Annotated in this window: 17 protein-coding genes and 1 pseudogene; 11 read left to right on the forward strand and 7 right to left on the reverse strand. The window is 73.1% G+C overall.

What is annotated here, in order from left to right:
• The first annotated feature begins 18 nt into the window (after positions 1-18).
• From ACI8AG_RS01165 to ACI8AG_RS01175, 3 genes are all read left to right on the forward strand, one after another.
• Positions 19-372, forward strand: coding sequence for a nuclear transport factor 2 family protein (locus ACI8AG_RS01165; RefSeq protein ID WP_456595595.1), 354 nt, complete (start codon positions 19-21; stop codon positions 370-372).
• A gap of 206 nt (positions 373-578) precedes the next feature.
• Positions 579-3,335, forward strand: a complete 2,757-nt coding sequence (locus tag ACI8AG_RS01170) for a helix-turn-helix transcriptional regulator (RefSeq protein ID WP_456595596.1) — start codon at positions 579-581, stop codon at positions 3,333-3,335.
• A 264-nt stretch (positions 3,336-3,599) separates the two neighbouring features.
• Positions 3,600-4,319: a hypothetical protein gene (locus tag ACI8AG_RS01175; protein ID WP_456595597.1), complete on the forward strand. Its 720-nt coding sequence runs from the start codon at positions 3,600-3,602 to the stop codon at positions 4,317-4,319.
• Here ACI8AG_RS01175 and ACI8AG_RS01180 read toward each other — a convergent pair.
• Entirely contained in the window at positions 4,312-7,071 is a 2,760-nt protein-coding gene (locus ACI8AG_RS01180) for a LuxR C-terminal-related transcriptional regulator (protein WP_456595598.1), read from the reverse strand. The genes ACI8AG_RS01175 and ACI8AG_RS01180 overlap by 8 nt on opposite strands.
• Before the next feature lie 229 nt (positions 7,072-7,300).
• Here ACI8AG_RS01180 and ACI8AG_RS01185 point away from each other — a divergent pair, with 229 nt between their 5' ends.
• From ACI8AG_RS01185 to ACI8AG_RS01205, 5 genes are all read left to right on the forward strand, one after another.
• Positions 7,301-8,263 carry an alpha/beta hydrolase gene (locus tag ACI8AG_RS01185; RefSeq protein WP_456595599.1) on the forward strand — a complete coding sequence of 321 codons (963 nt, stop codon included), beginning with the start codon at positions 7,301-7,303 and terminating at the stop codon, positions 8,261-8,263.
• A gap of 118 nt (positions 8,264-8,381) precedes the next feature.
• On the forward strand, positions 8,382-9,131 hold the full coding sequence (locus tag ACI8AG_RS01190; RefSeq protein ID WP_456595600.1) for an alpha/beta fold hydrolase: 750 nt from the start codon (positions 8,382-8,384) through the stop codon (positions 9,129-9,131).
• Between the two features lie 85 nt (positions 9,132-9,216).
• Complete coding sequence (locus tag ACI8AG_RS01195) at positions 9,217-10,191, forward strand: oxidoreductase (RefSeq protein WP_456595601.1); 975 nt, start codon at positions 9,217-9,219, stop codon at positions 10,189-10,191.
• Between the two features lie 203 nt (positions 10,192-10,394).
• Positions 10,395-11,546 carry a hypothetical protein gene (locus tag ACI8AG_RS01200; protein WP_456595602.1) on the forward strand — a complete coding sequence of 384 codons (1,152 nt, stop codon included), beginning with the start codon at positions 10,395-10,397 and terminating at the stop codon, positions 11,544-11,546.
• 113 nt (positions 11,547-11,659) lie between these two features.
• Complete coding sequence (locus tag ACI8AG_RS01205) at positions 11,660-11,974, forward strand: MGMT family protein (protein WP_456587909.1); 315 nt, start codon at positions 11,660-11,662, stop codon at positions 11,972-11,974.
• Between the two features lie 84 nt (positions 11,975-12,058).
• On the opposite strand, the gene ACI8AG_RS01210 is transcribed toward ACI8AG_RS01205, so the two are convergent.
• Both ACI8AG_RS01210 and ACI8AG_RS01215 read right to left on the reverse strand, forming a co-directional pair.
• A complete protein-coding gene (locus ACI8AG_RS01210) occupies positions 12,059-13,354 on the reverse strand; it encodes an acyl-CoA dehydrogenase family protein (protein WP_456595603.1) in 1,296 nt (431 codons plus the stop codon).
• A gap of 1,210 nt (positions 13,355-14,564) precedes the next feature.
• Positions 14,565-15,227, reverse strand: coding sequence for a maleylpyruvate isomerase family mycothiol-dependent enzyme (locus tag ACI8AG_RS01215; protein WP_456595604.1), 663 nt, complete (start codon positions 15,225-15,227; stop codon positions 14,565-14,567).
• A 718-nt stretch (positions 15,228-15,945) separates the two neighbouring features.
• On the opposite strand from ACI8AG_RS01215, the gene ACI8AG_RS01220 reads away from it, so the two are divergent.
• Positions 15,946-16,737 (forward strand): MFS transporter, encoded by a 792-nt coding sequence (locus tag ACI8AG_RS01220; RefSeq protein ID WP_456595605.1) that lies wholly within the window; start codon positions 15,946-15,948, stop codon positions 16,735-16,737.
• A 78-nt stretch (positions 16,738-16,815) separates the two neighbouring features.
• Here the strand turns inward: ACI8AG_RS01220 and ACI8AG_RS01225 are convergent.
• From ACI8AG_RS01225 to ACI8AG_RS01235, 3 genes and pseudogenes are all read right to left on the reverse strand, one after another.
• A pseudogene (locus ACI8AG_RS01225) lies at positions 16,816-17,289 on the reverse strand (hypothetical protein); the annotation flags it as partial.
• A gap of 220 nt (positions 17,290-17,509) precedes the next feature.
• The gene (locus ACI8AG_RS01230; protein WP_456595606.1) at positions 17,510-19,153 is read right to left on the reverse strand and encodes a RecQ family ATP-dependent DNA helicase; all 1,644 of its coding nucleotides are present in this window, start codon (positions 19,151-19,153) and stop codon (positions 17,510-17,512) included.
• A gap of 173 nt (positions 19,154-19,326) precedes the next feature.
• On the reverse strand, positions 19,327-20,256 hold the full coding sequence (locus tag ACI8AG_RS01235) for a DUF389 domain-containing protein (RefSeq protein ID WP_456595607.1): 930 nt from the start codon (positions 20,254-20,256) through the stop codon (positions 19,327-19,329).
• 275 nt (positions 20,257-20,531) lie between these two features.
• Here ACI8AG_RS01235 and ACI8AG_RS01240 point away from each other — a divergent pair, with 275 nt between their 5' ends.
• Positions 20,532-20,909: an STAS domain-containing protein gene (locus ACI8AG_RS01240; RefSeq protein WP_456595608.1), complete on the forward strand. Its 378-nt coding sequence runs from the start codon at positions 20,532-20,534 to the stop codon at positions 20,907-20,909.
• Positions 20,910-20,963: 54 nt separating this feature from the next.
• Here ACI8AG_RS01240 and ACI8AG_RS01245 read toward each other — a convergent pair whose 3' ends face one another.
• Positions 20,964-21,152: a hypothetical protein gene (locus ACI8AG_RS01245; protein ID WP_456595609.1), complete on the reverse strand. Its 189-nt coding sequence runs from the start codon at positions 21,150-21,152 to the stop codon at positions 20,964-20,966.
• Positions 21,153-21,377: 225 nt separating this feature from the next.
• On the opposite strand from ACI8AG_RS01245, the gene ACI8AG_RS01250 reads away from it, so the two are divergent.
• Positions 21,378-22,100, forward strand: coding sequence for a GAF and ANTAR domain-containing protein (locus ACI8AG_RS01250; RefSeq protein ID WP_456595610.1), 723 nt, complete (start codon positions 21,378-21,380; stop codon positions 22,098-22,100).
• The last annotated feature ends 346 nt before the right edge of the window (positions 22,101-22,446 follow it).

Here is a 22,446-nt window from a genome sequence, read left to right on the forward strand (position 1 = left end):
AGACCGCACCGTCGGTGCATGGCCAATCCGAACCGCACCCAGCCCGATCAGCTCCCGGCCACGATCCGCGGTTACCTCGCCGCGCACGACGCCCGCGACGTGGACAGCGCGCTGCGCGCCTTCACGCCCACCGCCGTGGTCGTCGACGACGGCACGACCTACCGTGGGACGGAGGAGATCCGCGGCTTCCTGTCCAGGGCCGGAGCCGAGTTCACGTACACGACCACCCTCGTCGGGGCGGAGCGCGCCGACGACGGGCACTGGGTCGCCACCAAGCACCTGGAGGGCGACTTCCCCGGTGGCGTCGTCGACCTCCGCTACCGCTTCGTCCTGGACGGCGACCTCATCACGGAGCTCGTGATAGCACCCTGACGACCGGCTCCGGCCTGCCCTACCGTCGCGGAGGAGGCCGCGGCCGCGACGGGGCCGCGGCGGGAATGGCACGGGCGGAGCCCTCTGCGGCCTGGGCGGTCCACACCGCGTGAGCGGAGGAGGGCGGAGACCGGCATTGCCGGCCCACGGCACGGCGTGCGTAGATCGCATGTGCAGGCCCGGGAGTGCACGGGGGTGAGCGGATCGTGATCGGACGGACCGAGCAGCTGGCCGTGCTGACGGCGATGCTGGACTCGGTGGCCGCCGGAGGCCGGGCCGCCGTCGTCTCGGGCGAGGCCGGTATCGGCAAGACCACCCTCGTGGCGGCGCTGTCGGCGCAGGCCCGCCACGCCGGCTTCCGCGAGCTGCGCTGCACCGGGGTGCAGAGCGAGGCGACGGCCGGGTTCGCCGGCCTGCACGAACTGCTCCGCCCGGTGCTCGACGACGCCGCGGCACTGCCGGCGCGCCAGCGGGCCGCCCTGCGCTCCGCCTTCGGGGAGTCCGACGGACCCGCGGACCGACTGCTCATCCACCTCGCCGTCCTGGGGCTGCTGGAGGAGGTCGCGCACCGGCAGCGGCTGCTCGTGGTGGTGGAGGACCTGCAGTGGCTGGACAGGTCCAGCGCCGAGGCCCTCGAGTTCGTCGCCCGCCGGCTCAGCAACGCCCCGATCCTGATGGTGGCGACGGTTCGCGCCGGGTCCGGCGACCCCACCCCGCTGCCCTCCACCCAGATCGCGCGGCTGCACCTGGGCCCCCTCGACGAGGAGGAGGCCGCCCTGTTGCTGGACGGTCTCCCGCACCGGCTCGGCGAGCACGACCGGCGGCAGATCCTCGCGGAGGCCGCCGGGAACCCTCTGGCCGTGCGCGAGTTCGCCGCCGCCGTGAGCGCCCGGGACGGCGGTCCGGCCCCGGCGGGCCCGCTGCCGACCACCGCACGCCTCGAGCGGGCCCTCCTCGCCGGGGTCGACGCCCTGCCCGAGGCCAGCCGTCGGTTCGTGCTCCTCGCCGCGGTCGCGGACGTCGAGACGCTGCCCGAGCTCATCGCCGCCGGGCGCCTGCTCGACCTGACGCCCGAGGACCTGGCACCGGCCGAGGAGGCCGGCGCTGTCACCCTGGTAGGGGACCGCGTGCGCTTCCGCCATCCGCTGCTCCGCTCGGCCGTCCGTGGAGCGGCAACCTGGTCCGACCGCGCGGCGGCCCACGCAGCGCTGGCGGCGGCGACGCCGGACCCGGGCGCCGCGGCCTGGCACCGCGCGGCGCTCGCCTTCGCGCCGGACGAGACGATCGCCGCCGAGCTGGAGGCGGCGGCTCGGCAGTCCCTGCAGCGGGGGGCACGGCCCGACGCCGTCGTCACGCTGCGCCGCGCCGCGGCGCTCTCGGCGGAGACCGAGGCCCGGGCGCGTCGGCTGATCGCGGCGGCCGTCGCCGCCCGCCAGGGCGGCCGGGCGTGCGACGCCGTCCAGCTGCTGGAGGAGGCGCTGCCCCTCGCGACCGGCGCGGACGTCGTCGCCACGGTCGCCTCCACCGAGGTCATGCTCGGCGTCACGGCGGGCACGCCCGTCCGCACGGCCGGGGAAGCTGTCGCGCTGGCGGAGGGGCTGGCGGGCAGCAGGGGCGACGAGCACCCGAGGCAGCGAGCGCAGGTGCTGGTCGGGGCCGCGGCGTTGGCTTGGATCCAGGGGGTGGACGAGCCGGCGAGAAACCGGCTCGCCGACGCCCTGAGCGCGGTCGACCCGGGAGGTCGGGACCCCATGGTCGCCATCGGGCTGGCCCTCGTGGACCCCGCCGCCCACGCGGCCCGCGCCCGTGCGGCGCTGCCCGGACTCACCGGCTTCGTCTCCGACTACGCCTACACCGACCGCACCGAGAACCACCCCGGCAGCAGCGAACTGGTGCTCGCGGCCGCGCGCATGGCCGAGGCGATCCAGGACTTCGCGGCGGCGTCCAGCCTGTGGGACCTCGGCGCCATGTTCTTCCGCGGCGGCACGGGTGTGCTCAGCGACGAGGCGCAGGTCTTCACCGGGCGCGGTGCTCTGCGGCTGGCGAGCGGCCGACTCGCCGAAGGGCTCGCCGACTCGGCGCACGGAGAACAGCTGGCCGGGGAACTCGACCTGCCGGTCCTGGCCGGCCTCGCGGCGGCCGCCGCCGCGCGGGGGCATGCCTGGTCGGGCGCGGACGAGGCAGCGGCCCGCGCCCGCGCCCGCGCCCTAGAGCTCTCGGGCGAGCAGCCCTCGGCGCTGGTCCGCGCGCTGGTCGCCTGGGCGGCCGGGCTGGGAGCTTCCGGTCGCCGCCGGTACGAGGAGGCGCTGCCGGCGCTGCGCGACGTGTCGGTCCACCCCAGCACCGCGCTGCTGGCCTTGGGGGACCTGACCGAGGCCGCCGTCCGTTCCGGTGCCGCCTCCACGATCGAACCGGTCGTCGCCGAGGCCGAGCGCGTGGCCGCGGCGCTGCGCTCGACGCACCTCCAGGCCCTGGTGCACCGCAGCCGTGCGCTCCTGGCTCCCGGCGCGGAGGCTGCGGAGCGCTTCGAGGCCGCGGTCGAGACCGGCCAGCGGGCGGGCTCGCCGCTGGAACTCGCCCGCAGCCGGCTGGCGTGGGGCGAGTGGCTCCGCCGGCACGGTCAGGTGGTGGCGGCTCGTGGCCACCTCGCGGAGGCGCTGCACGTGTTCGACACCGAGGGCGCGGCGCCCTGGGCGGAGCTGGCGGCCGCGGAGCTGCGCGCGGCGGGGGTGGTCCCCAGCCGCAGCATGCCCTCGGCCAGGATCGACCCGGCCCAGGTGCTCACGCCGCAGGAACTACAGATCGCCCGCCTGGCCGCCAGCGGTCTGACCAACAAGGGGATCGCCGACCGGGTCTACCTCTCGCACCGGACGATCGGGGCGCACCTCTACCGCATCTACCCGAAGGTGGGGATCACCAGCCGGGCCCAGCTCCGCGACGTCCTGGGTCCGGTCGGGGACTGATCCCGCCACCGGCCGGCGGGAGCGGTCATCGTACGGATGTGGCACCCGGCCGGTGCTCCCTAGCGTCGGTGCCGCATCCGTCGAGACCGCGGGGGGAGGGCGCCGTAGACGATCGTGAGCCCGCCTGGGTGGTCGCGATGCGCCAGCTGGCCACCGAGGCCAGGCAGCGCCGCGGGGACGGCGTCCGAGCCCGGGTCGGCCTCGGCGCCGCGAGGAACCGCCCCGCCGCGAGCCGGCCGGCCCCGTCCCCGGACGACGACGACCATGAGTGACCTCCTCGAGCTGCTCCTCGCAGCGCACGGCGGACTGGACCGCTGGCGGGCGGCGCAGCGCATCACCGGGCGGCAGCGCACCGGCGGACGGCTCGGCGCCGTCAAGGGGCAGCCCGACGCGCTGGCCGACGTCGAGGTGTCCGTGGACCTGCACCGGGAGCGCGCCTCGTACGCCCGGTTCCCCGAGCCGGGGCAGCGCACGGTCGTCACCCCGGGCCGGGTCCACGTCGAGAGCGAGGGCGGCCGGACCCTCGGGTCCCTGCCGGACCCGCGGGCGTCGTTCACCGGCCACGGGTTCACGACGCCGTGGACGGCGTTGCAGCAGGCCTACGTCGGCGGGTACGCGATGTGGACCTGGCTCACCGAGCCGTGGCACCTGACCTTCCCCGGGGTGCGCACGGTGGAGATCGATCCGTGGACCGAGGGCGGCCGGCGGCTGCGCCGGTTGCTGGTCACCTATCCGGTCACCATGGCCACGCACAGCCGCGAGCAGGTGCTGCACGTCGACGGCGACGGGCTGATCCGCCGCCGGGACTACAGCATCGACGTGGCCGGCGGCCTGCCCGGGGCCGACGTGGTGAGCGAGCACCGCGAGTACTCCGGGCTGGTCGTCCCGACCCGGCGGGTCGTGCACGGCAGGGACGCCGCGGACCGCGCGGTGCCCGGTCCGGTCCTCGTCTCGGTGGACCTGGCCGAGGTCACCGTCACCTGACCGGCGGCGCCGCCGGCCCTCGACCGCCCGGCTGCGTCCGCAGGGCGTCGCGGAGCTGGGCCCGGTGGGCGATGTCCAGCTTCGGGAACACGCGGGCCAGGTGGGTCGCCACGGTGCGGGGGGAGAGGGCTGTGCGCGCGGCGATCTCGCGGTTGGTCAGGCCTTCGGCAGCCAGCTCGGCGATCCGCCGCTCCTGCGTGGTGAGCCCGGTCAGGGGTGCCCCTCGGCGCGGCGCCGCGTCGGGGGTGCCGCCGGCAGCCCGCAGCTCGGCCGCGGCGGCGTCGGCCCAGGGGCTGGCGCCGGCGGCGGTCAGCGTCTCCAGTGCGGCGGCGAGCTGCTCCCGCGCGGCCGCGATCCGCCGTTGACGGCGCAACCACTCGCCGTAGACCAGCCGGGTGCGGGCCAGTTCCAGCGGCGCGCCACTGCCGAGCCCGGCCGCCACCGCGACCGCGTAGGCCTCCCCGGCCTCCTCGCCGACGGAGAGCAATGCCCTCGCCCGGTGCACGAGGGACCACAGGTACGGGGAGTCGACGGAGCGGGCCCGGCGCTCGGTGTCGGCGACCACGGCGGCCGCCGAGTCACCGCGGCCGGCACGCACGGCTGCCTCTGCCAGGTCCGCCACCGCCCACGCGGCGGTCGTGGGGTGCTGCCCGACGAGCGCGAACTCCTGCTGCGCGGCCCGGTAACGGCGCTGGTTCATCGCCACGAGCCCGGCGGCCCAGTGCGCCCGGGCGCTCACCACGGCGGTGCGGTGCGATCCGGCCAGCTCCCGGTGCCGGCGCAGGGCCGCCTGCGCTGCGGCGTCCGCACCGCGCCAGGCGTGGACCCGTGCGGCCACGACCTCGGCGGCGGCGGCCAGCAACGGCAGCTCGGAGTCCAGCGCCGTCCGGGCTGCCGGTTCGGCGTCGGCCAGCGCGTCGACCAACTGCCCGCTCAGCACCCGGATCGCTGCCCGGCCGCACAGGAACGATGCCGCGTCCCCCGGCGCCTCCGCCGGGGTGTGCAGTCGGCAGCCGTCGTCCCAGACCGCCTGGGCCGCCGGCACGTCGTGCAGCGCCTCCGCCATCGCTGCGAGGCTCGCGAGCGCCCACGGGTACCGGGTCCGGACGACGTCCAGCAGCTCCAGCGGGGCGGATCGGGACTCCGCGGCGCGGGTGGACGGATCGAGCAGCGCAAGGCCGACCGTCTTCAGGGGGTGCGGAGTGTCGTCCAGGGTCTCCAGCCCTCCGCGGACCGCCGCGCGGGTGGTCTCGGGCGCCGCCAGCTCCCAGGTTCGCGTGGCTGCCGCGGCGAGGAGCTGGACACGGGCCTCGGGATGGTCACGGCCCGACGGCCCGCCCAGGCGTCCGGCCACCGCCACCAGCTCCTCCGGGGACCGGCCGACCACCAGGTCGGTCCCGCTGCTGAGTGTCCACTCGGCCAAGGCGAGCTCCCGGACGGCGTTCCCCTCGTCGGCGAGCGGCATGGCTTCCCGCAGGGCATCGACCGACTCCCGGGTCAGGCCCGCACGCCGGGCCGACTCCGCGGCGGAGACGAGCCGGCGGACCCGGTTCTCGAGAGCGGGGGAGAGGGCGGCGGCCCGGCGCTGGGCGGCGAACGCCTCCCACCGGGCACCGCGCTGGAGTGCGCGTGCCGCCGCGGCCTCCAGTCCTGCCGCGACCGACTCGTCCGGGCCGTAGCTGGCCTCCGCGCGGTGCCACGCGACGCGCTCGGGGTCGTCCGCCAGCCCGGCCAGCAGGTGGTGCGCCGCGGCGCGCTCCGCCGACGTCGCGGCACCGTAGACGGCCGAGCCGATGAGGGGGTGCCGGAAGGAGAAGTGACCGCCGGTCACCGCCCCCAGGCCCGCGCTCTCGACCGGCCGGAGCAGCGCGACCGCCTCGTCGAAGCCGCCCGCGGCGGCCACGACGCGGAACAGCGGCACGTTCCCGCCGTCCGCCGCTGCCACGAGCAGGAACTGCCGGCTGGCGGCCGGCAGCTGGTCGAAGGACTCGAGGAACGCCTGCTTCATCCGTGCCGTGGTCGGCAGCTGATCGGGCAGCGCGGGCGCCGCGGCCGGCCGGACGGCGCCGGGCGCGCTCGCCAGCTCGGTGAGCGCGAGCGGGTTCCCGCCGGCCACTGCGACGACCGCCTCGCGCATGCCCGGGGCCAACTGCGGGGCGACGGCCTCGAGCAGCCGTTGGGACTCCGCCTCGGTGAGCGGAGCCAGGGTGAGCCGACGGCCCGGGAAATCCGCCGGGGGGACCGGCGCATCGGGGCGGCTCCGCACCGTTGCGAGGAGCAGCAGCGGCAGGTCGGCCAGCCTGCGGGCGAGGAAGACGAGCACGTCGATGCTGGACTGGTCGACGTGGTGCAGGTCCTCGACCACGACGAGGGCGGGCCCGGTGGCGACCACCTCCTCCATCAGGCGGAGCACGGCGAGGGAGAGGAGGAGGGGGTCGGGCGCCGGTCCTTCCTCCAGCCCGAACGCCGTCAGCAGCGCGGCCCGCTGGCGCGCGGGCAGGGCGCCGACCCGGTGCAGCGCCGGGTGGAGCAGCTCGTGCAGGGCGGCGAACCCCAGGGATGCCTCGCCCAGGACACCCGAGCACCGGAGCTCCCGGAAGCCGGCCGACCGGGCCATCTCGGTCGCGGCCGCGGCCAGCGCCGTCTTGCCCAGGCCGGCGTCGCCCTCGACGACCAGCGCGAGACCCGTGGTGGTCGCCATGCGGACCGCCTCGCGCAGCACGGCGAGCTCCGACTCCCGCCCGATCAGCACCGCCGGTCCCTCCTGCTCCGAGCACGGCCACGCCGTCGGCCCCGGCGGGTGCACGGTAGTCCAGGTTCGGGCCCGGTGGGGCCGGCCGGGCTACCGGACCGCTCCGGGGACGTGGCGGGGCAGTCCGGAAACGCAGTCGATCGACGGATGCCGGGGGGCGGGGGAGAGGTGCCAGCGTCTGGCCGTCCGACGGCGCAGCACGCGCCGTCCCGACCGGAAGGACCGATCCATGACCACTCAGCAGACTCCGCCCGTCGTCCTCGAGCCGGAGTTCCAGCAGCTCGCCGACGCCACCGCCAACCCGCCCTACCTGTACGACCTCGGCCCCGAGTCGGCTCGGAAGGTCCTCGACGACATCCAGTCCGGCGCCGTCGAGAAGCTCCCGGTGGACGAGCACTGGATCACCGTCCCGGCCGACGTCGGCGACGTGCCGGTCCGGATCGTGCGGCCCGCCGGAGCGTCCGGGCAGCTCCCCGTGCTCCTCTACATGCACGGCGGCGGATGGGTTCTCGGCAATGCGGGAACGCACGACAGGCTGGTCCGAGAGCTGGCCGTCGGCGCCGACGCCGCCGTGGTGTTCGTCGAGTACAGCCGGTCACCGGAGGCGAGGTACCCGGTGGCCATCGAGCAGGGCTACGCCACGGCTCGGTGGATAACCGAGCAGGGCGCCGAGCACGGTCTGGACGCCACCCGGCTGGCCGTCGCCGGCGATTCGGTGGGCGGCAACATGACCGCGGCCCTCACCCTGATGGCCAAGGACCGCGGTGACGTCTCCTTCGTGCACCAGTCGCTGTACTACCCGGTCACCGACGCCGCGATGGACACCCCCTCCTACGTCCGGTTCGCCGAGGGGCCGTTCCTGAGGGCGAAGGCCATGGAGTGGTTCTGGGACGCCTACACCACCGACCCCGCCCAGCGGGCCCAGGTCACCGCGTCGCCACTGCGGGCCACCCCGGAGCAGCTCGCGGGTCTTCCGCCGGCGTTCCTCCTGGTGGCCGAGGCCGACGTCCTGCGCGACGAGGGCGAGGCCTACGCCGCCGCGCTGCGCTCGGCCGGCGTCCCGGTGACCACGGTCCGCTACGACGGGGTGCACCACGACTTCATGATGCTCGACCCGGTCAGCCAGACCCTCGGCGCACGCGCCGCCATCGGGCAGTCGATCGCGATGCTCCGGGCGGCCTTCGGCAAGTGAACGAACAGTCGATCGACGTACGCGAAGCAGCCGCCGCGCTTCCTACGTTCGCTCCACCAGCGCCGCGACGTCGGATCCGACGCACCGGGGGCGCTGTCCACCGAGAGGAAGAGAACCGATGACCACCAGCACCCTCGAGGTCCGCACGGACCCGACCAAGCCCACCGTGGTGCTCGTCCACGGGGCCTTCGCCGACTCGTCCAGCTGGAACGGCGTGATCACCCAGCTCAGGGCCGACGGCTATCCCGTGCTCGGGGTGGCCAACCCGCTCCGAGACCTGCACCGCGACGCCGAGTTCCTGCGCAGCGTCCTCGACGACGTGGACGGGCCGATCGTCCTCGCGGGCCACTCCTACGGCGGCAGCGTGATGAGCGAGGCGGCCGACGGCAATCCGAAGGTGAAGGCGCTGGTGTTCGTCGCCAGCTTCCTCCTGGAGGAGGGCGAGAGCACCGGTGAGCTGGCCGGGAAGTTCCCCGGCAACGAGCTCGGGCCGGCCCTGCGCCCGGTGTCCGTCACCGGTCCCGACGGGCAGCCGGTGGACGACCTCTACATCGAGCAGGAGAAGTTCCGGGCGGTCTTCGCCGCGGACGTGCCGGAGGACGTCGCCGCGCTGATGGCGGTCACCCAGCGTCCCATCGTCGCCGACGCGCTCGAGGGGAAGGCGACGAAGGCCGCGTGGAAGACCATCCCCTCCTGGAACCTGATCACGCGCCAGGACCTCGCCGTCCCGGCCGAGTCGCAGCAGTTCATGGGCGAGCGTGCCCAGGCGACGAACGTCGAGATCGACGCCTCCCACGCCGTGACGGTCTCCCAGCCCGGCGCTGTTGCCCGGCTGATCGACGAGGCCGCCCGCGCCACGGCCGGCTGACCGGACGGCGCCTGTGACACCGGGCCCGCCCCGTCGTCGAGACGGGAGAGGGCGGGGCGGGCCCCCGCAGGATCGGGTGCCGGAGATGCACGCGTTCGACCTGATCGGCATCTCGTGCGGAACCGGGCGATCGGGGTCGAGTCGAGGGCCGGGCGGTCGGCGGTTGCTGCGGCAACGCCCCGAGGTTCGGCGCGGTGAACACGCCGACGATCGTCGCTCGCCCGACGAGATCTCGGCCGAGCGCACCGTCCTGGACGACAACGGAGGAGCAGAGATGGGAAGTGCGGATCGCGGGCGCCTGGATGGGCGTCGAGCGCTCGTCACCGGCGGGTCGAAGGGATCGGGTGCAGCCGTGGCCGAACGGCTTCGCGCGCTCGGCGCCGACGTGTATGCAACGGCCCGGACGATGCCCGACGGGTACGAGTTCCCGGACCGCTTCATCGCGGCCGACACCTCGACCGTCGAGGGCACGGCGCTCGTCGGGGCGCGTATCGAGGAGACCGGTGGTGTCGACATCCTCGTGCACGTCGTAGGAGGTGCGTCCACGCCATCCGGCGGGTTCGCGGCGATCGCGGATGAGCAGTGGATGATCGAGTTGAACCTCAATCTCCTCGGCGCCGTGCGGCTCGATCGAGCGCTTCTGCCGTCGATGGTCCGGTCCGGGCACGGCGTGGTGCTCCACTTCACGTCCATCCAGCGGCAGATGCCGCAGTACGACGCAACTCTCGCGTACGCGGCCGCAAAAGCCGCGTTGCGCACGTACAGCAAAGGCCTGGCGAACGAGCTCGCGCCGCACGGTGTGCGGGTCAATGCGATCAGTCCCGGGGGGATCGAGACCGAGGCCTATGAGAGGTTCGTGGATCGGATCGCGGAAGGGAATGGCCTGAGCCGGGAGGGAGCGAAGCAGAGGATCCTCGACTCCCTCGGCGGAGTCCCTCTCGGCCGTTTCGCGAGAACGGAGGAGGTCGCCGATCTCGTGGGCTTCCTGGTGTCCGACCAGGCGTCGGCGATCGTCGGTGCGGAGTACGTCATCGACGGCGGTACCGTCCCGACGGTCTAGACCGATGGGCATCGGAGCCGGCGCGAGCAGCCGTGTGGCGACACGAGCGATCCCCGCCTGGGTGGCTGCCGCCGCTCTTCCACCACCCGGACAGAGCTTCAGCAGCCGCGAGGCGTGGTCCGGGTTGTGACGAGGACGGGGGCGCCAACCCGTCCAGGGCGCGCCCGCACGCAGAAGACGTGCCCTGTCGGAAAGGAGTCGCCGTGGGCGCCATGGACGAACTGATCAGTCCAGCCGTCGTTGCACGGCTACGGGCTGCGCTCGAAGCGGTTGCGCCCACCAGCGACTTCTCCGCTCTGGTCCAGGCGGAAGGTGCCGTACGGGGCGTCCGCCTCAGGGAGCGGGTGGACATCGTCCGCGATGCTCTCCTCAGCGACGTCCCGGGGGGCTTCCCCGCCGCCGAGCGCGTGGTGCTCGACGTGCTGGAGGAGCCGCGTCTCGACGGGTGGATGATCTGGCCCACCACCGAGTTCGTCGCGTCGAGAGCACTCGAATCCGGCTCGACGCGGAACTTCGACGCCGCCATGGCACTCCTCGCCCGGCTCACCGTCGGGCTGACGGGCGAGTTCGCCGTTCGCGAGCTCCTGAACGCGCGACCCGAGCGCGCCCTTTGCATCATGCAGACCTGGACGGGGCATGACAGCGAGCACGTGCGGCGACTCGCCACGGAGGGCTCTCGCGCCTACCTGCCCTGGGCGAAGCGGGTGCCGTGGCTGCTTGCCCATCCTCGTGCGACACGAGGCATCCTGGACGCCACCTACCGGGACCCGGCCGAGTACGTGCGGCGCTCGGTCGCCAACCATCTCAACGACCTCAGTCGCGTCGATCCCTCCGTCGTCACGGACACCGCCGCCGCGTGGGCCGGCGACCCGGACGCCAGCACTCCCTGGGTGCTCCGGCACGGCCTGAGGACGCTGATCAAGCGGGCCGATCCCACCGCGCTGGCGCTCCTGGGCTTCACCGGGAAGAGCCTCCGCGTGGCCCGGCCGCGCATCTCCGGTGAGGTCGTTCCCTGGGGAGGGGAACTCACGTTCACGACCGTCGTCACCAACGAGGGGGAGACGGACGCCACCGTGGCGATCGACTACTCCATCGGATTCCGACGTGCCAACGGGTCCGTCAGCGGGAAGACCTTCAAGCTCGGGTCACGACGCATCGCCGCCGGCGGAAGCACCGTCGTCACGAAGACCCACTCCTTCCGGCCCATCACCACCCGGACGTACTACCCGGGGCCGCACCACGTCACCGTGCAGGCGAACGGGGTCCTCTCTCCACCCGAGGAGTTCGTCCTGGTAAGGGCGGACGAGGACGAGAACGGTCGTGATGGCGCGCGTCAAGGGCAGCGAGGCGCCTGAGGTCCAGAAGCTGGGAGCGGCCGCCGAGCCTGCGGACGTCAACCTGCGTCGGTCGGAACGGTCGGCGAGAACTCCACGGCACACCGATCGACGAAGGCAGTGAGGGCGAGATCATGAGCGAAGTGGCCGAGCGGGTCCTGAGCACCGTGTCGTCGATCCCCAGGGGGCAGGTGATGACCTATGGCGAGGTCGCCGAGGTGGCCGGCACGGGCGCGCGTGCCGTGGGCCGGATCCTGCGCAACGGCGGTCACGACGTGCCGTGGTGGCGGGTGGTCGATGCCAAGGGGCGGCCGGTCCAAGGCGCGGCCCACGAGGCGCTCGCTCAGTTCCTCGACGAATCCACCCCTTTGCTGCACCGTGGCCACGACGTGCGAGTGGATCTCGCGCAGGCATCGTGGAGCATCCACGATGCCGTGCGCGATACGTGACCCCGGGGCCTGCTGTGCTGGCGGTTGGCCACCACGATGCCGGGTGGATCGCCCGGGAGCATCCGGTCTTGGGCAGCCGCTGGCTCAGGGCCCGGCGAAGACGCCGTCGCCGAGGGCCTCGGTGCGACCGGGGGCCGGTTCGGTGTAGCGACCGGCCTCGTGGCGGGCGACGACGAAGTGGTGCACCTCGTCGGGCCCGTCGGCCAGGCGGAGGGTGCGCTGGCTGGTGTACATGTCGGCCAGCGGCGTCCACTGCGACACCCCGGTGGCGCCGTGGATCTGGATGGCCTGGTCGATGATCTGGCACACCTTCTCCGGCACCATCGCCTTCACCGCCGAGACGTAGACGCGGGCCTGGGAGTTGCCGAGCACGTCCATCGCCTTGGCGGCCTTCAGCACCATGAGCCGGCAGGCATCGAGCTCGATGCGCGCCCGCGACACCGTCTCCATGTTCTTGCCGAGGTTCAGGATCGGCTTGCCGAACGCCTCCCGGAACTTGCCCCGGCGGATCATCAACTCCAGCGCCTTCTCGCCCTGGCCGATCGCACGCATGCAGTGGTGGATGCGCCCGGGCCCCAGGCGCACCTGGCTGATCTCGAAGCCACGGCCCTCGCCGAGCAGCATGTTGGAGGCGGGCACGCGCACGTCGGTGAACCGGATGTGCATGTGGCCGTGGGGGGCGTCGTCGCGGCCGAACACCTGCATCGGGCCGAGCACTTCGACGCCGGGGGTGTCCATCGGCACGAGGATCTGCGACTGCTGCGCGTGCGCCGGCGCGTCGGGGTTCGTCTGGCACATGACGATCATGATCTTGCAGCGGGGATCGCCGGCGCCGGAGATGTAGTACTTGTCGCCGTCGAGGACGTACTCGTCGCCGTCGCGCACCGCCCGGAGCCGGATGTTCTTGGCGTCGGAGCTGCCGACGTCGGGCTCGGTCATGGCGTAGGCGGAGCGGATCTCGCCGTTGAGGAGCGGCTCGAGCCACTGGGCCTTCTGCTCGGGCGTCCCGACGCGCTCGAGCACCTCCATGTTGCCGGTGTCGGGGGCCGAGCAGTTGAGCGACTCGGAGCCGAGCGGGTACTTGCCGAGCTCGACGGCGATGTAGGCGTAGTCGAGGTTGGTCAGGCCGCCGACCTCGGAGTCGGGGAGGAAGAAGTTCCACAGGCCGGCCTCCTTGGCCTTGGCCTTGGCCCCCTCGAGCGCCTCGAGCTGACCCGGCGCGTACGACCAACGGTCGGCGCGCCCTTCGCCGAGCCGGAAGTACTCCTCCTGCATCGGCGCGACCACGTCCTCGAGAAATCGGACGACTCGGTCGAAGAGCGGCCGGGCCTCCTCGCTCATGCGCAGGTCGAACAGCTCCGTTGGCTCAGCGGTCTGCATCAGGTGTCCCTCTCAGCTGGTCCGTGCGGCGGCGGGGGCCCACCGGGAGCGCAGCGAGAAGCGCAGCAACGACCTGGTCCCGGTAGGACGAAGCCTCGAGGGTGGCATAGCGGGGTAGTCGGCCGCTCGGACTCTTCCCGCGAAACAGGTTCTGATGCCCCGAGGACTGCGCGCCGCCGGATACGCCGCGGTTGCTGCTCCCTGGAACGACGAAGCCCCACGAGGTGAATCGTGGGGCCTCCGTTCGGTGTCCGAGGGGCGACGCGGTACATACGCACACGTCTGCGAGGCGCCCGCTGACGGATCCGCCGTGGTCGCCACGGACTGCCCCAGCACGTCGGTCAGCCCCCGACCCTGCGCCCCGGTCAGGCGCCCCCCCCCCCCCGGAGCGTGTCCATCCTCAGTCCAGCAGTCGCGACAGCACATGGAGGATTTCAAGGCGTTCGCCGAACAGGGGAAGGACGTCCGCGAACCGAGGGACTGATCTGCCGCAATCAGCAACGAGGAACTCCGGCGGCGATCGGCCGTCGCTCGGCGTGATCGCGATCGGGCACTTGCGTTCCCACGCTCGGTTCCTGGTGGATGATCGCATCCGGGCGGACGCGTCTCGTGCGGGTATCGAGGGGGGCACCGGCCCGGTGGGCTCGCGGTCGGGCGCGAACACCAGCCGTGCCGGGGCCGGCCGCTGCCCGGCTCCGCAGTGTGGGTGTCGGCGTGCGACACGGTACGTACGCGCACGGCTGCTGGACTGATGGGTAGGGGCCCTGAGCCGCCGCCGGGCATGGACCCGACCGTGGGCTGCCAGGGGCAGGCAGGACCCGATCGCAGGCCCCAGCAGCGACGTCAGGGGACCAGCAGCCGCGCGGTAGTGCACGAGCCGGTTCGCGTCGTTCCTACTCGACGGCGTGGCCCTGACGCCGGTCTGCCCGCGGTCAGGAACGGCAGAGCCCCACGGGCGTTGGCCGCGCCAGGTTCTCGCTGTGTCCGAGGGGCGACACGCTACATTCGCACACGGCTGGCGGTCGCCCGCTGACCGCGCTGTCGGCGTCGCCCTGACCGCCGTGCACCGGTCGGGGACGGTGGGCGACGCGGCGCGCCGAGCGGTCGAGTCGCCAGCGGTCCGCTTCCCGCGGCTGTTGGCTGCCCCCTCGGGTGGGCTCCCCGTCGGCTTGCTGCGGCGGACGAGTGGTGCTGTGGCAACGCTGGTGGCTCAGGGGCGTGAGCAGCGTTGTCGCAGCACTGGCACGCCGGGACCGGCGAGCTCGTCGCAGAAGACCGCGCGTCCGGCCATGGCCATCGTCAGCGCCAGGGTCGTGCCGCTCACCAGCGGGCCCTCGCCCGCGGCGAAGGGGCCGTCGCTGGCTTCCAGGCGCAGGCCCCTGGCGGCGGTGTGGCTGTTCACAGCGAAGTTTCGGGCGGCGTAGAAGCGAGCGACCGCGGTGACCACGGGCACCGGGGGTCGACCAGGCAGACCGAGCGGGCGCCGGATGTCCTGGGCGTGCACGACGACCTCGCCGAGCCAGGCGGCGGTGTGCCCGGTGGGAGCGGTGGTGCTGTCAACGACCGCGCGGAACCGCCGCAGGGTCTCGGCGGGGGTGCGGCCGCGGTGCTCGGTCACGCGGCGAGCGTTGTGCACGTCGGCGTCGAACCGAGCTCGGATCATGCTGACCAGCCAGCGCGCCCGCCCGGTGCTGGCTGCAGCGCTCAGGTGGGCGACGACCTCCTCGATGCTCCATCGCCCGCACAGCGAGGGCTGGGCCCACTGGGCCTCGTCCAGCGCGGCCAGGTCGTCGGCCAGGGCGGCGCGCTCGGCGTGGGCGGCCGCCCAGAGGCTTTGCGGGTTGTCGTGTCGGGCACGGGGTCTCCAGTCCAATCGGTGCACTGTCGCCTCTTGGACGTGGCCGATCCTCCGAAGTCATCGGAGGGGGCCGGGTTCAGTCGGCCCCCGGTGGACGGGCAACCGATCGGCGTCCGGAGACCGTAGCCAGCCGATGCAGGTCGTACAGAGATCGGGTAGACGTGCCGACGCTGAGAACAGGAGAAGCACTGCCGGCCAAGAGTCGCGGGGGTCAACTCGGTGTCCGAGGGGCGACACGCCACATACGCGCTCGTCTCCGACCGCACGACCCTCCGTGCGAGGCCGGCCGGGTCCGGTGCCCCGGGTGGTCAGGGACCTCCCGACGCCGGCAGTACAGGCGGCATGTCACCGGCGATGGGCTGAACCGGCGATGTACGGACGGCGCCGTCGTCACTGCCCTGGCTGTCCGGTGCTCATCGGCGGCGCTGCCGGTTCCTGCGGTGGGCCCCTCGCGGGACGATTCCTCGTGCATGCCCGTGCCCGAGACATCGCCCATCGACGAGCGCCTGGTGTGGCAAGGTCGAGGGTGCGCCCGTTCGCTAGGGAGGTGGTGACTGAACGGTCAGGTGCCCCGTATCGGCGCCGGACGAGGAGAGGCATGAGCGGGAAAGCCATCCGGCCCATCGACGCACAGCGCGGTGAATCTGGATGGACACCCGCCGCATCAGAGCCGGCTCCAGCACCGGAGGTGCCGGTACCGGCGGTCCCGGTCCCAGGGGAAGCCGTCCTCCCGGTGCCGCCGGAGACCCCGCCGCTCGGCGCGATGGCGATCCTGCGCATCGGCGGCTTCCTGATCCTCTACCTCAACGCCGCCGCGGTCTTCCTGGGCGTCATGGCCCAGGCGATCGCCCGCGGCTGGCTGGCGTTCGAGCTGACCGGGTCGAACGCTGCGTCGGGCGGGATCCTGCTGGCTTTCGGAGTGGCCCTGCTGCTGGCCACCCCGTGGGGTGGCGTGGCCGCCGACCGGCTGCCCAAACGGCTGGTGCTGCAGCTCTCGGTGCTCCTGCTGGCGGTGTCGAGCGCCTGGATCGGGCTGGCAGTCGTCTTCGACGTCATCGCCTACTGGATGCTGCTCGGCGCGAGTGTGCTCCAAGCCGTGGGGTTCGCCTTGTTCGGCCCCGCCCGGATGGCCTTCCTCGCCGAGCTGGTTCCCCGCGGGTCGGTGCCCCCGGCCGTCTCGCTGCTGCTGTTCACGCCACCGGACCGCAACCGGTACAAGCTCGCCGCCTTGAAGCACGCCTACCTCGCCGCGTGCCTTGACCTCCGGGCGATCCCGGAGACGCCCTGCGCAGACCTCATCCGGCACGACCTCCGGGCCGCTCGTGACGCAACCTCACGCGCGGGCGTACCGGTGAGCGAGTACGCGCTCTCGATGCCGTTGATGCGCACACACGAACAGCCGAGCGGGCCGTCCATCGCGCTCGGCATCGTGCGGCGCCCCGACGGTTTGGCCGACATCTGGATCGCCCTCGCCGGCACCATGGCCGTCCCGTGGCCACTGCCCGATCGCAGGCCGGTCATCTGAGGAGGACTGGACGCCCCGGGCGACGACCGTCGACTTTTCGGGCGCTCGTCGGATCAGCTCGCGGGCGTGGGGACGGCGTCACCAGGCGTGGTGCCGAGGCTGTATCGGCACCCACGGGTGTCCGCTCAGCTCTTGAGGACCGTCGGGTTGGTCCTCGCCGCCGACACCGCGTCCTCGATGGCGGAAACGCTGACGGCGGTGTCGGAGGTATCGAGGAGTAGCGACTTTGGGCCTTGCCGGTACGAGTCGGTGGCGGCTGAGGGGGAGAGATTCCCCAAGGGTCCTTGGCGGTCGGCCAGCCGGGTCGGCGGCCGCCGGCGGTGGCGCTTTAGGACGACGAGCGCGCTGCCGAGCCCGCGCCCCTATTTCTCGCCCGGTGCGCACGTTGCCGGAGCCATGGACAGTGCTGCTGACCCATGAGCCCCCGGCGTAGCCCATGTCCTCGCTGCCGGAGACGACTGCGGTGAGGGTCTCGGTGGCGCGGATGTAGGCGTTGCCGGAGCCACTGATGGCCACCGTGACCCGCCGGCTGTCGAGGGACGCGACCGCGTAGTCGCCGGACCCTTATCGAGGCTGGTTCACCGCCCTGGGTCGACCACCTGACAGTGCCCGAGCGCGTTGCCGCCGATGGACACTTGCCTCGGCCGGGTGGACACCGCGACTGTATCCGTGCAGAGGCCGCCCTTGCCGGCCGCGCCATCCGAGGCTCCAGGCTAGAGGCGGCGGGACGACCAGACGACGGCGATTTTGTAGCGCGGCGGGAAAGCACTCCTCAGCCGGCCGCCTCGAGTAGGTGGTGGGACTCCACGGCGGCGGTGGCGAGGGTCTTGTAGCCCTCCTGGTCGAACAAGACGGTGAGCCGGTCGGGCTCGACGGACATGACGACACCGTGCCCCCACTCGGCGTGCCGGACGGCGCTGTTGACCGGGAACGGGGCGTCGCCGACCGCGTGCTCCCGGGCGGTGCCGGCCTCGCAGGTGTCGCAGTTGCCGCAGGGGTGGGGGAGTTGCTCGCCGAAGTAGCCGAGGAGGAACTGGCGCCGGCAGCCGGTGGTCTCGGCGTAGCCGCGCATCATCTCGATCCGCGAGCGGATGAGCCGTTGGTGGTTCTCGGAGACCTCGACCGCCTGGTGCACCGCCTCCTCGGGGGAGACGTCCGGGTCCAGGAGCTCCAGGCGGCCGTCCTCGGTGGTGCCCACCGCCCCCGCCTGCTCGAGGAGGTTGACCGCACGGGTGCGCTTGGCGGGGGACACGTCGACCTCCTCGGCGAGCTCACGCGCCCGTACCGGCTCGTCGTGCTCCTCGAGCGCCGCCGCGACGTCCTCGAGGGCCTCGTGCGGGGCGTGGCTGGCGGTGAGGAACGTCTGCAGGTGCAGGTCCTCGGCCCGGTAGAAGAGATAGATCTCCGCCGGCTCGTCGTCGCGTCCGGCGCGGCCGATCTGCTGGTAGTAGGAGTCCAGCGACTCCGGCGCCGAGGCGTGCACGACGAAGCGGACGTCCGGCTTGTCGATGCCCATGCCGAAGGCGGAGGTGGCCACCACCACGTCCACCTCACCGTCGAGGAACTGCTCGTGCACCTTGGTGCGGTCGGCCGCCTTCATGCCCGCGTGGTAGGCCGCGACATGGTGGCCCAGCTGGGCGAGCTCGTCGGCGTAGTACTCGGCGTCCTTGCGGCTGGCGACGTAGACCAGCCCGCCACGGGTGGCCGGGTCGGACATCAGCGCGCTCACCCGGACGACGACGGCGGACCGTTTCCGCCGGTCGTCGCTCTGGCGTTCCACGGCCAGCCGCAGGTTGGGCCGGTCGAAGCTAGCGACGACCTCGGCCGCGTCGCGCAGGCCGAGCCGCTCCACGATGTCCCGGCGCACCGGCAGCGCCGCGGTCGCGGTCAGGGCGAGGACCGGCGGGTGCCCGAGCCGCTCGATCGCTGTCCCCAGTCGCAGGTAGTCAGGGCGGAAGTCGTGGCCCCAGGCGGAGACGCAGTGCGCCTCGTCGACGACGAAGAGGCTGATGCCGAGCCCGGCGAGCTCGTCGAGGACGTCGTCCTTGGCCAGCTGCTCGGGGGAGAGGAACAGGTACTCGGCGTCGCCCTCCCGGACCGCGTCCCAGGCGTGCCGGGTCTCCCCGGCCCGCTGGGCCGAGTTGACCGCCACGGCCTCGGGGGCGGCCGTGTCGTCGATGCCCTCCATCTGGTCGCGCTGCAGCGCCAGCAGCGGTGACACGACCAACGTGGGGCCGTCCAGCAGAAGTGCGGGCACCTGGTAGATGGCGGACTTCCCGGCGCCGGTGGGCAGGACGGCGAGGGCGTCCCGGCCGGCCATCACCTGCTCCATCGCCTCGAGCTGTTCTGGGTGCAGCTCCGGCCAGCCGAACGTGTCGGCGGCGACGCGCTGTAGGGAATCTCTGGTGTCTGGCACTGCTGGCGGGTACCCGGCCCCAGGGCCGTCCCAACCGGGGCGTGTCAACCGGGGCCGCGTGCCCGATCGGTGACCGTGGACATCTGTCCTCGTCGCCAAGACTTTCAGCGAGGCGGTGCGCCGGCCTGCTGGGTGTCACTGCCGGAGGCCCCTCGACGGAGTCCCTGTGCCGGTCAACCGGTGGCGGCTCGGCCGTCGTGCCTGCGGTGCCCGAAGAAGACCGCCGCCGACGTCGCCGTCACCACGGTTGCGTCCACGCTCCACCGGCCCAGGCTGCGCAGGGCCAGCTCGACGTCGCCGGCGACCAGGGCCATGGCCGCCAGGGTCAGGGCGGGGATGAGGCCGAGCGCGATCATCACCCCGGCGGTCAGGACGCGCCGGTTGATCACCAGGAGGAGCGCTCCGCCCAGCCCGGCCACCACGGCCACCGCCCAGCTGGTCCAGGACGTGGTGGAGAAGTAGTCGATCAGGGTCGACGACGGCAGGTAGCTGCTGGTCCCCGCCGCCAGCGCGCCGGCGCCGAAGGCGGCGCAGGCGGCGGCACTGAGGGCGGCGCCGGCGGCCAGGGCGGCGTACCCCCTGGCGATGTCGACGAGGCCGCGCTGCCAGGCGCGGCTGCGCTCGATCAGCCCCAGGGCGAGGCGGCTGAACGGCTCGAAGCCCGGTGCGATGACCATGGCGCCGATGATCAGGTGCAGGGTGCCGCTGGCCAGGCCGAGCCCCGCCAGGAGGCCGGCGGTGGCCATAACGCCGAGCTTGCCGGCGGTCATGGTGCTCTCCCGGCCGATCTCGAGCTCGATCTCCTCGGCCGTCCCACTGGTGATGTCCCGGAGCACGTCGTCCTGCCGGCCGGCGGAGATGACGCTGGCCGGCCTGCTCGTGGACAGCGAGACCGAGGACTCCTGACCGACGCCGCACCGGTCGGCCAGGCGCATCACCGCGGCGAGCCGGCGGTTGGTCACCTCCACGCTGATCACGTCGCCCGGCGGCTGCAGCGACACGCCACGCAGCACACGCAGCGACAGCGGCTCGAGACCGCGCAACTCCTCCACCGCGGCATCGACCAGATCGGGGGGAAGGGTGATCTCCACGGTCCTCGGCATGCGGGTGCCCCTTCCCGGATCCCAGGGCGGCAACCGTCGTCGCGTACCGACGTACCCGAAAGGTACGGACGGCGTTGCGGGGGAGGGCCTGCTGCAGCACACACCGGCCGCGTGCCGCAGCTTGCCGGGCTGGCCACGCGGTGACGGCTGCGCCGGTGGCTTCTGCGCCGCGGGCGGGTTAGCGTCTCAATGGGTCGAAAACGCGGCCTCTGCCCGCACCGGTGCGGGTGCCGGTCGTTCCCTTCCGCCACCGGCGACTCCTCCTCGTTCTCGAGGTGACCGCAGTGGCCCTGCCATCCGCTTCTCCGACCGATCCCCACTACGACGACGTCTCACGGCTTCTCGCGCGCCTGGACCTCGTGACCGGCCGCCTGGAGCTGGTCGGACGGTTGGACCACGCAACCGCGCACCTGCTCCACGACGCCATCTCGGCACTCCTACTCACCCCGTGCGGGCAGTGGACCCTCGACCTGAGCGGAGTGACGGTGGGCGACCACCACGGTCTCCGCGCCATCGCCGCCGCGTACCGCCGGGCCACCCGGCACCACCGGCAGCTCACCCTCCGGGGCGCATCACCCACCCTGCAGCGTGCGGCGCTGCAACTCGGCGGCAGCGCGCACCACCCAGGCGCGGGCGCCGTCATACCGAACTGACCCGGCGTCGCGCACGCCCGGACCGGCGAGATGGGGTGACGGGGTGACGGCGCGTCAGCTCGGGACGGTGATCATCAGGACGGCGAGGTCGTCGGTCTCGTACCGCGAGCATGCATGCCACCCCGCGCGGTGACCGTCATCGCGATGGTCCCGGTATGTAGGCGGTGACGTCCGGGCCCGGGGGCTGAACAGCGCGAGCGGCACTTCCTCACCGGACTGGATGCCGTGCCGCGTCTCGGTCACGCCGTCGGTGTGGGGGACTCAGGGGCAACCATTTCGCAGCCGGAGCGGTCAAGTCGGACCGGGAGAGCACCGCTGCGGGTAGTCTCGCTGACACGGCGCCTCCAGCGTCCACTGTGAGGTCATGACGCGGCCCCGCGGACGTCGGGTCCTCATGTGCGATGGGGAGCCCCCAGGTTCGAGACTCCCCTCTCGTCGACCTGGCCTCGCAGAAGGTCGACCGGCCCCATGAGCGCGACGGACACCCACGCCACCCCTCGACCCGTCGACCCGCGGGACGCGTTCGCCCAGCTGGCGCGCATGACCCTGGACAACGAGTCGATGGACTCAGTGCTGGACCGGGTCGCCGGACTCGCCAAGCAGACGATCCCCGGGGTCGCCGAAGCATCCGTGACGCTGGTCGTCAGCGACAAGGCCGAGACGGCGGCCTTCACCGGGCAGCTGGCCCGTGATCTCGATGAGAGCCAGTACGGCCGCGGCTACGGGCCCTGTCTGGAAGCCGCCGTCGGCGGGGACGTGCAGGAGATTCCCGATGCCCGGGCGGAAAGCCGCTGGGGTGACTACCCACAGCTCTGTGCCGAGCGGGGTTCGCTGAGCTCCCTGTCAGTGGCTGTCCCGGTCCAGGAGACCCTCCATGGTGCACTGAACCTCTACGCGGTCGAACCACGTGCGTTCGACGACGGCGCCAGGGAGCTGGCCCGCGAGTTCGCCACGTACGCCGCTGTCGCGGTCCACAACATGCACCTCTACGAGAGCACCCGCGAGCTCGCCGAGAACCTCCACGTCGCCATGCAGTCGCGGGCGGTGATCGAGCAGGCCAAGGGCATCCTGATGGCGCAGCGTCGCTGCGACGCAGCGGAAGCCTTCGCCATCCTGTCCGGGGCGTCGCAGCGCTCCAACCGCAAGCTCCGCGACATCGCCAAGGCCATCGTCGACGGCGTGAAGGAGTAGGGCTCGCCGTTCGTGAACCCGGCGAGTGGGGCCGGGGTCGGGCCTGGCGCCCGGCGAGATCCCCACGATACGGGCGTCGTCGGGCAGTCCCCATTCTGCTGAGCGGTCCTAAGCGGTCCTGACGGCCCGTCGGACGGACAGCGGCCCACCGCGACTCAGGACAGTCCGGGAGCTGGCGGGGGAGACGACTGCGGACCGGGCGCTGATGGCGGCGCATCGGCTAGCAGCCCGCTCCCTGACGCGCCGCTCATGACCCCGGCTGGTCGTCGACGCCGGTCCGGCAGCACTGCGCTGCCCAAGCCGCGGGCCCAGGTGCCCGACGGCGGAAGCTCCGGCGGTCCTGCCC

The organism is Blastococcus sp. SYSU DS0552 (assembly GCF_054050815.1).

What these genes read in the sequence shown, in the direction of transcription:
- ACI8AG_RS01205 (WP_456587909.1), top strand. Translation starts at nt 11,660, where the DNA reads ATGAGCGAAGTGGCCGAGCGGGTCCTGAGCACCGTGTCGTCGATCCCC.
- ACI8AG_RS01195 (WP_456595601.1), top strand. Translation starts at nt 9,217, where the DNA reads ATGCACGCGTTCGACCTGATCGGCATCTCGTGCGGAACCGGGCGATCG.
- ACI8AG_RS01175 (WP_456595597.1), top strand. Translation starts at nt 3,600, where the DNA reads ATGAGTGACCTCCTCGAGCTGCTCCTCGCAGCGCACGGCGGACTGGAC.
- ACI8AG_RS01210 (WP_456595603.1), bottom strand. Translation starts at nt 13,354, where the DNA reads ATGCAGACCGCTGAGCCAACGGAGCTGTTCGACCTGCGCATGAGCGAG.
- ACI8AG_RS01250 (WP_456595610.1), top strand. Translation starts at nt 21,378, where the DNA reads ATGAGCGCGACGGACACCCACGCCACCCCTCGACCCGTCGACCCGCGG.
- ACI8AG_RS01235 (WP_456595607.1), bottom strand. Translation starts at nt 20,256, where the DNA reads ATGCCGAGGACCGTGGAGATCACCCTTCCCCCCGATCTGGTCGATGCC.
- ACI8AG_RS01165 (WP_456595595.1), top strand. Translation starts at nt 19, where the DNA reads ATGGCCAATCCGAACCGCACCCAGCCCGATCAGCTCCCGGCCACGATC.
- ACI8AG_RS01190 (WP_456595600.1), top strand. Translation starts at nt 8,382, where the DNA reads ATGACCACCAGCACCCTCGAGGTCCGCACGGACCCGACCAAGCCCACC.
- ACI8AG_RS01185 (WP_456595599.1), top strand. Translation starts at nt 7,301, where the DNA reads ATGACCACTCAGCAGACTCCGCCCGTCGTCCTCGAGCCGGAGTTCCAG.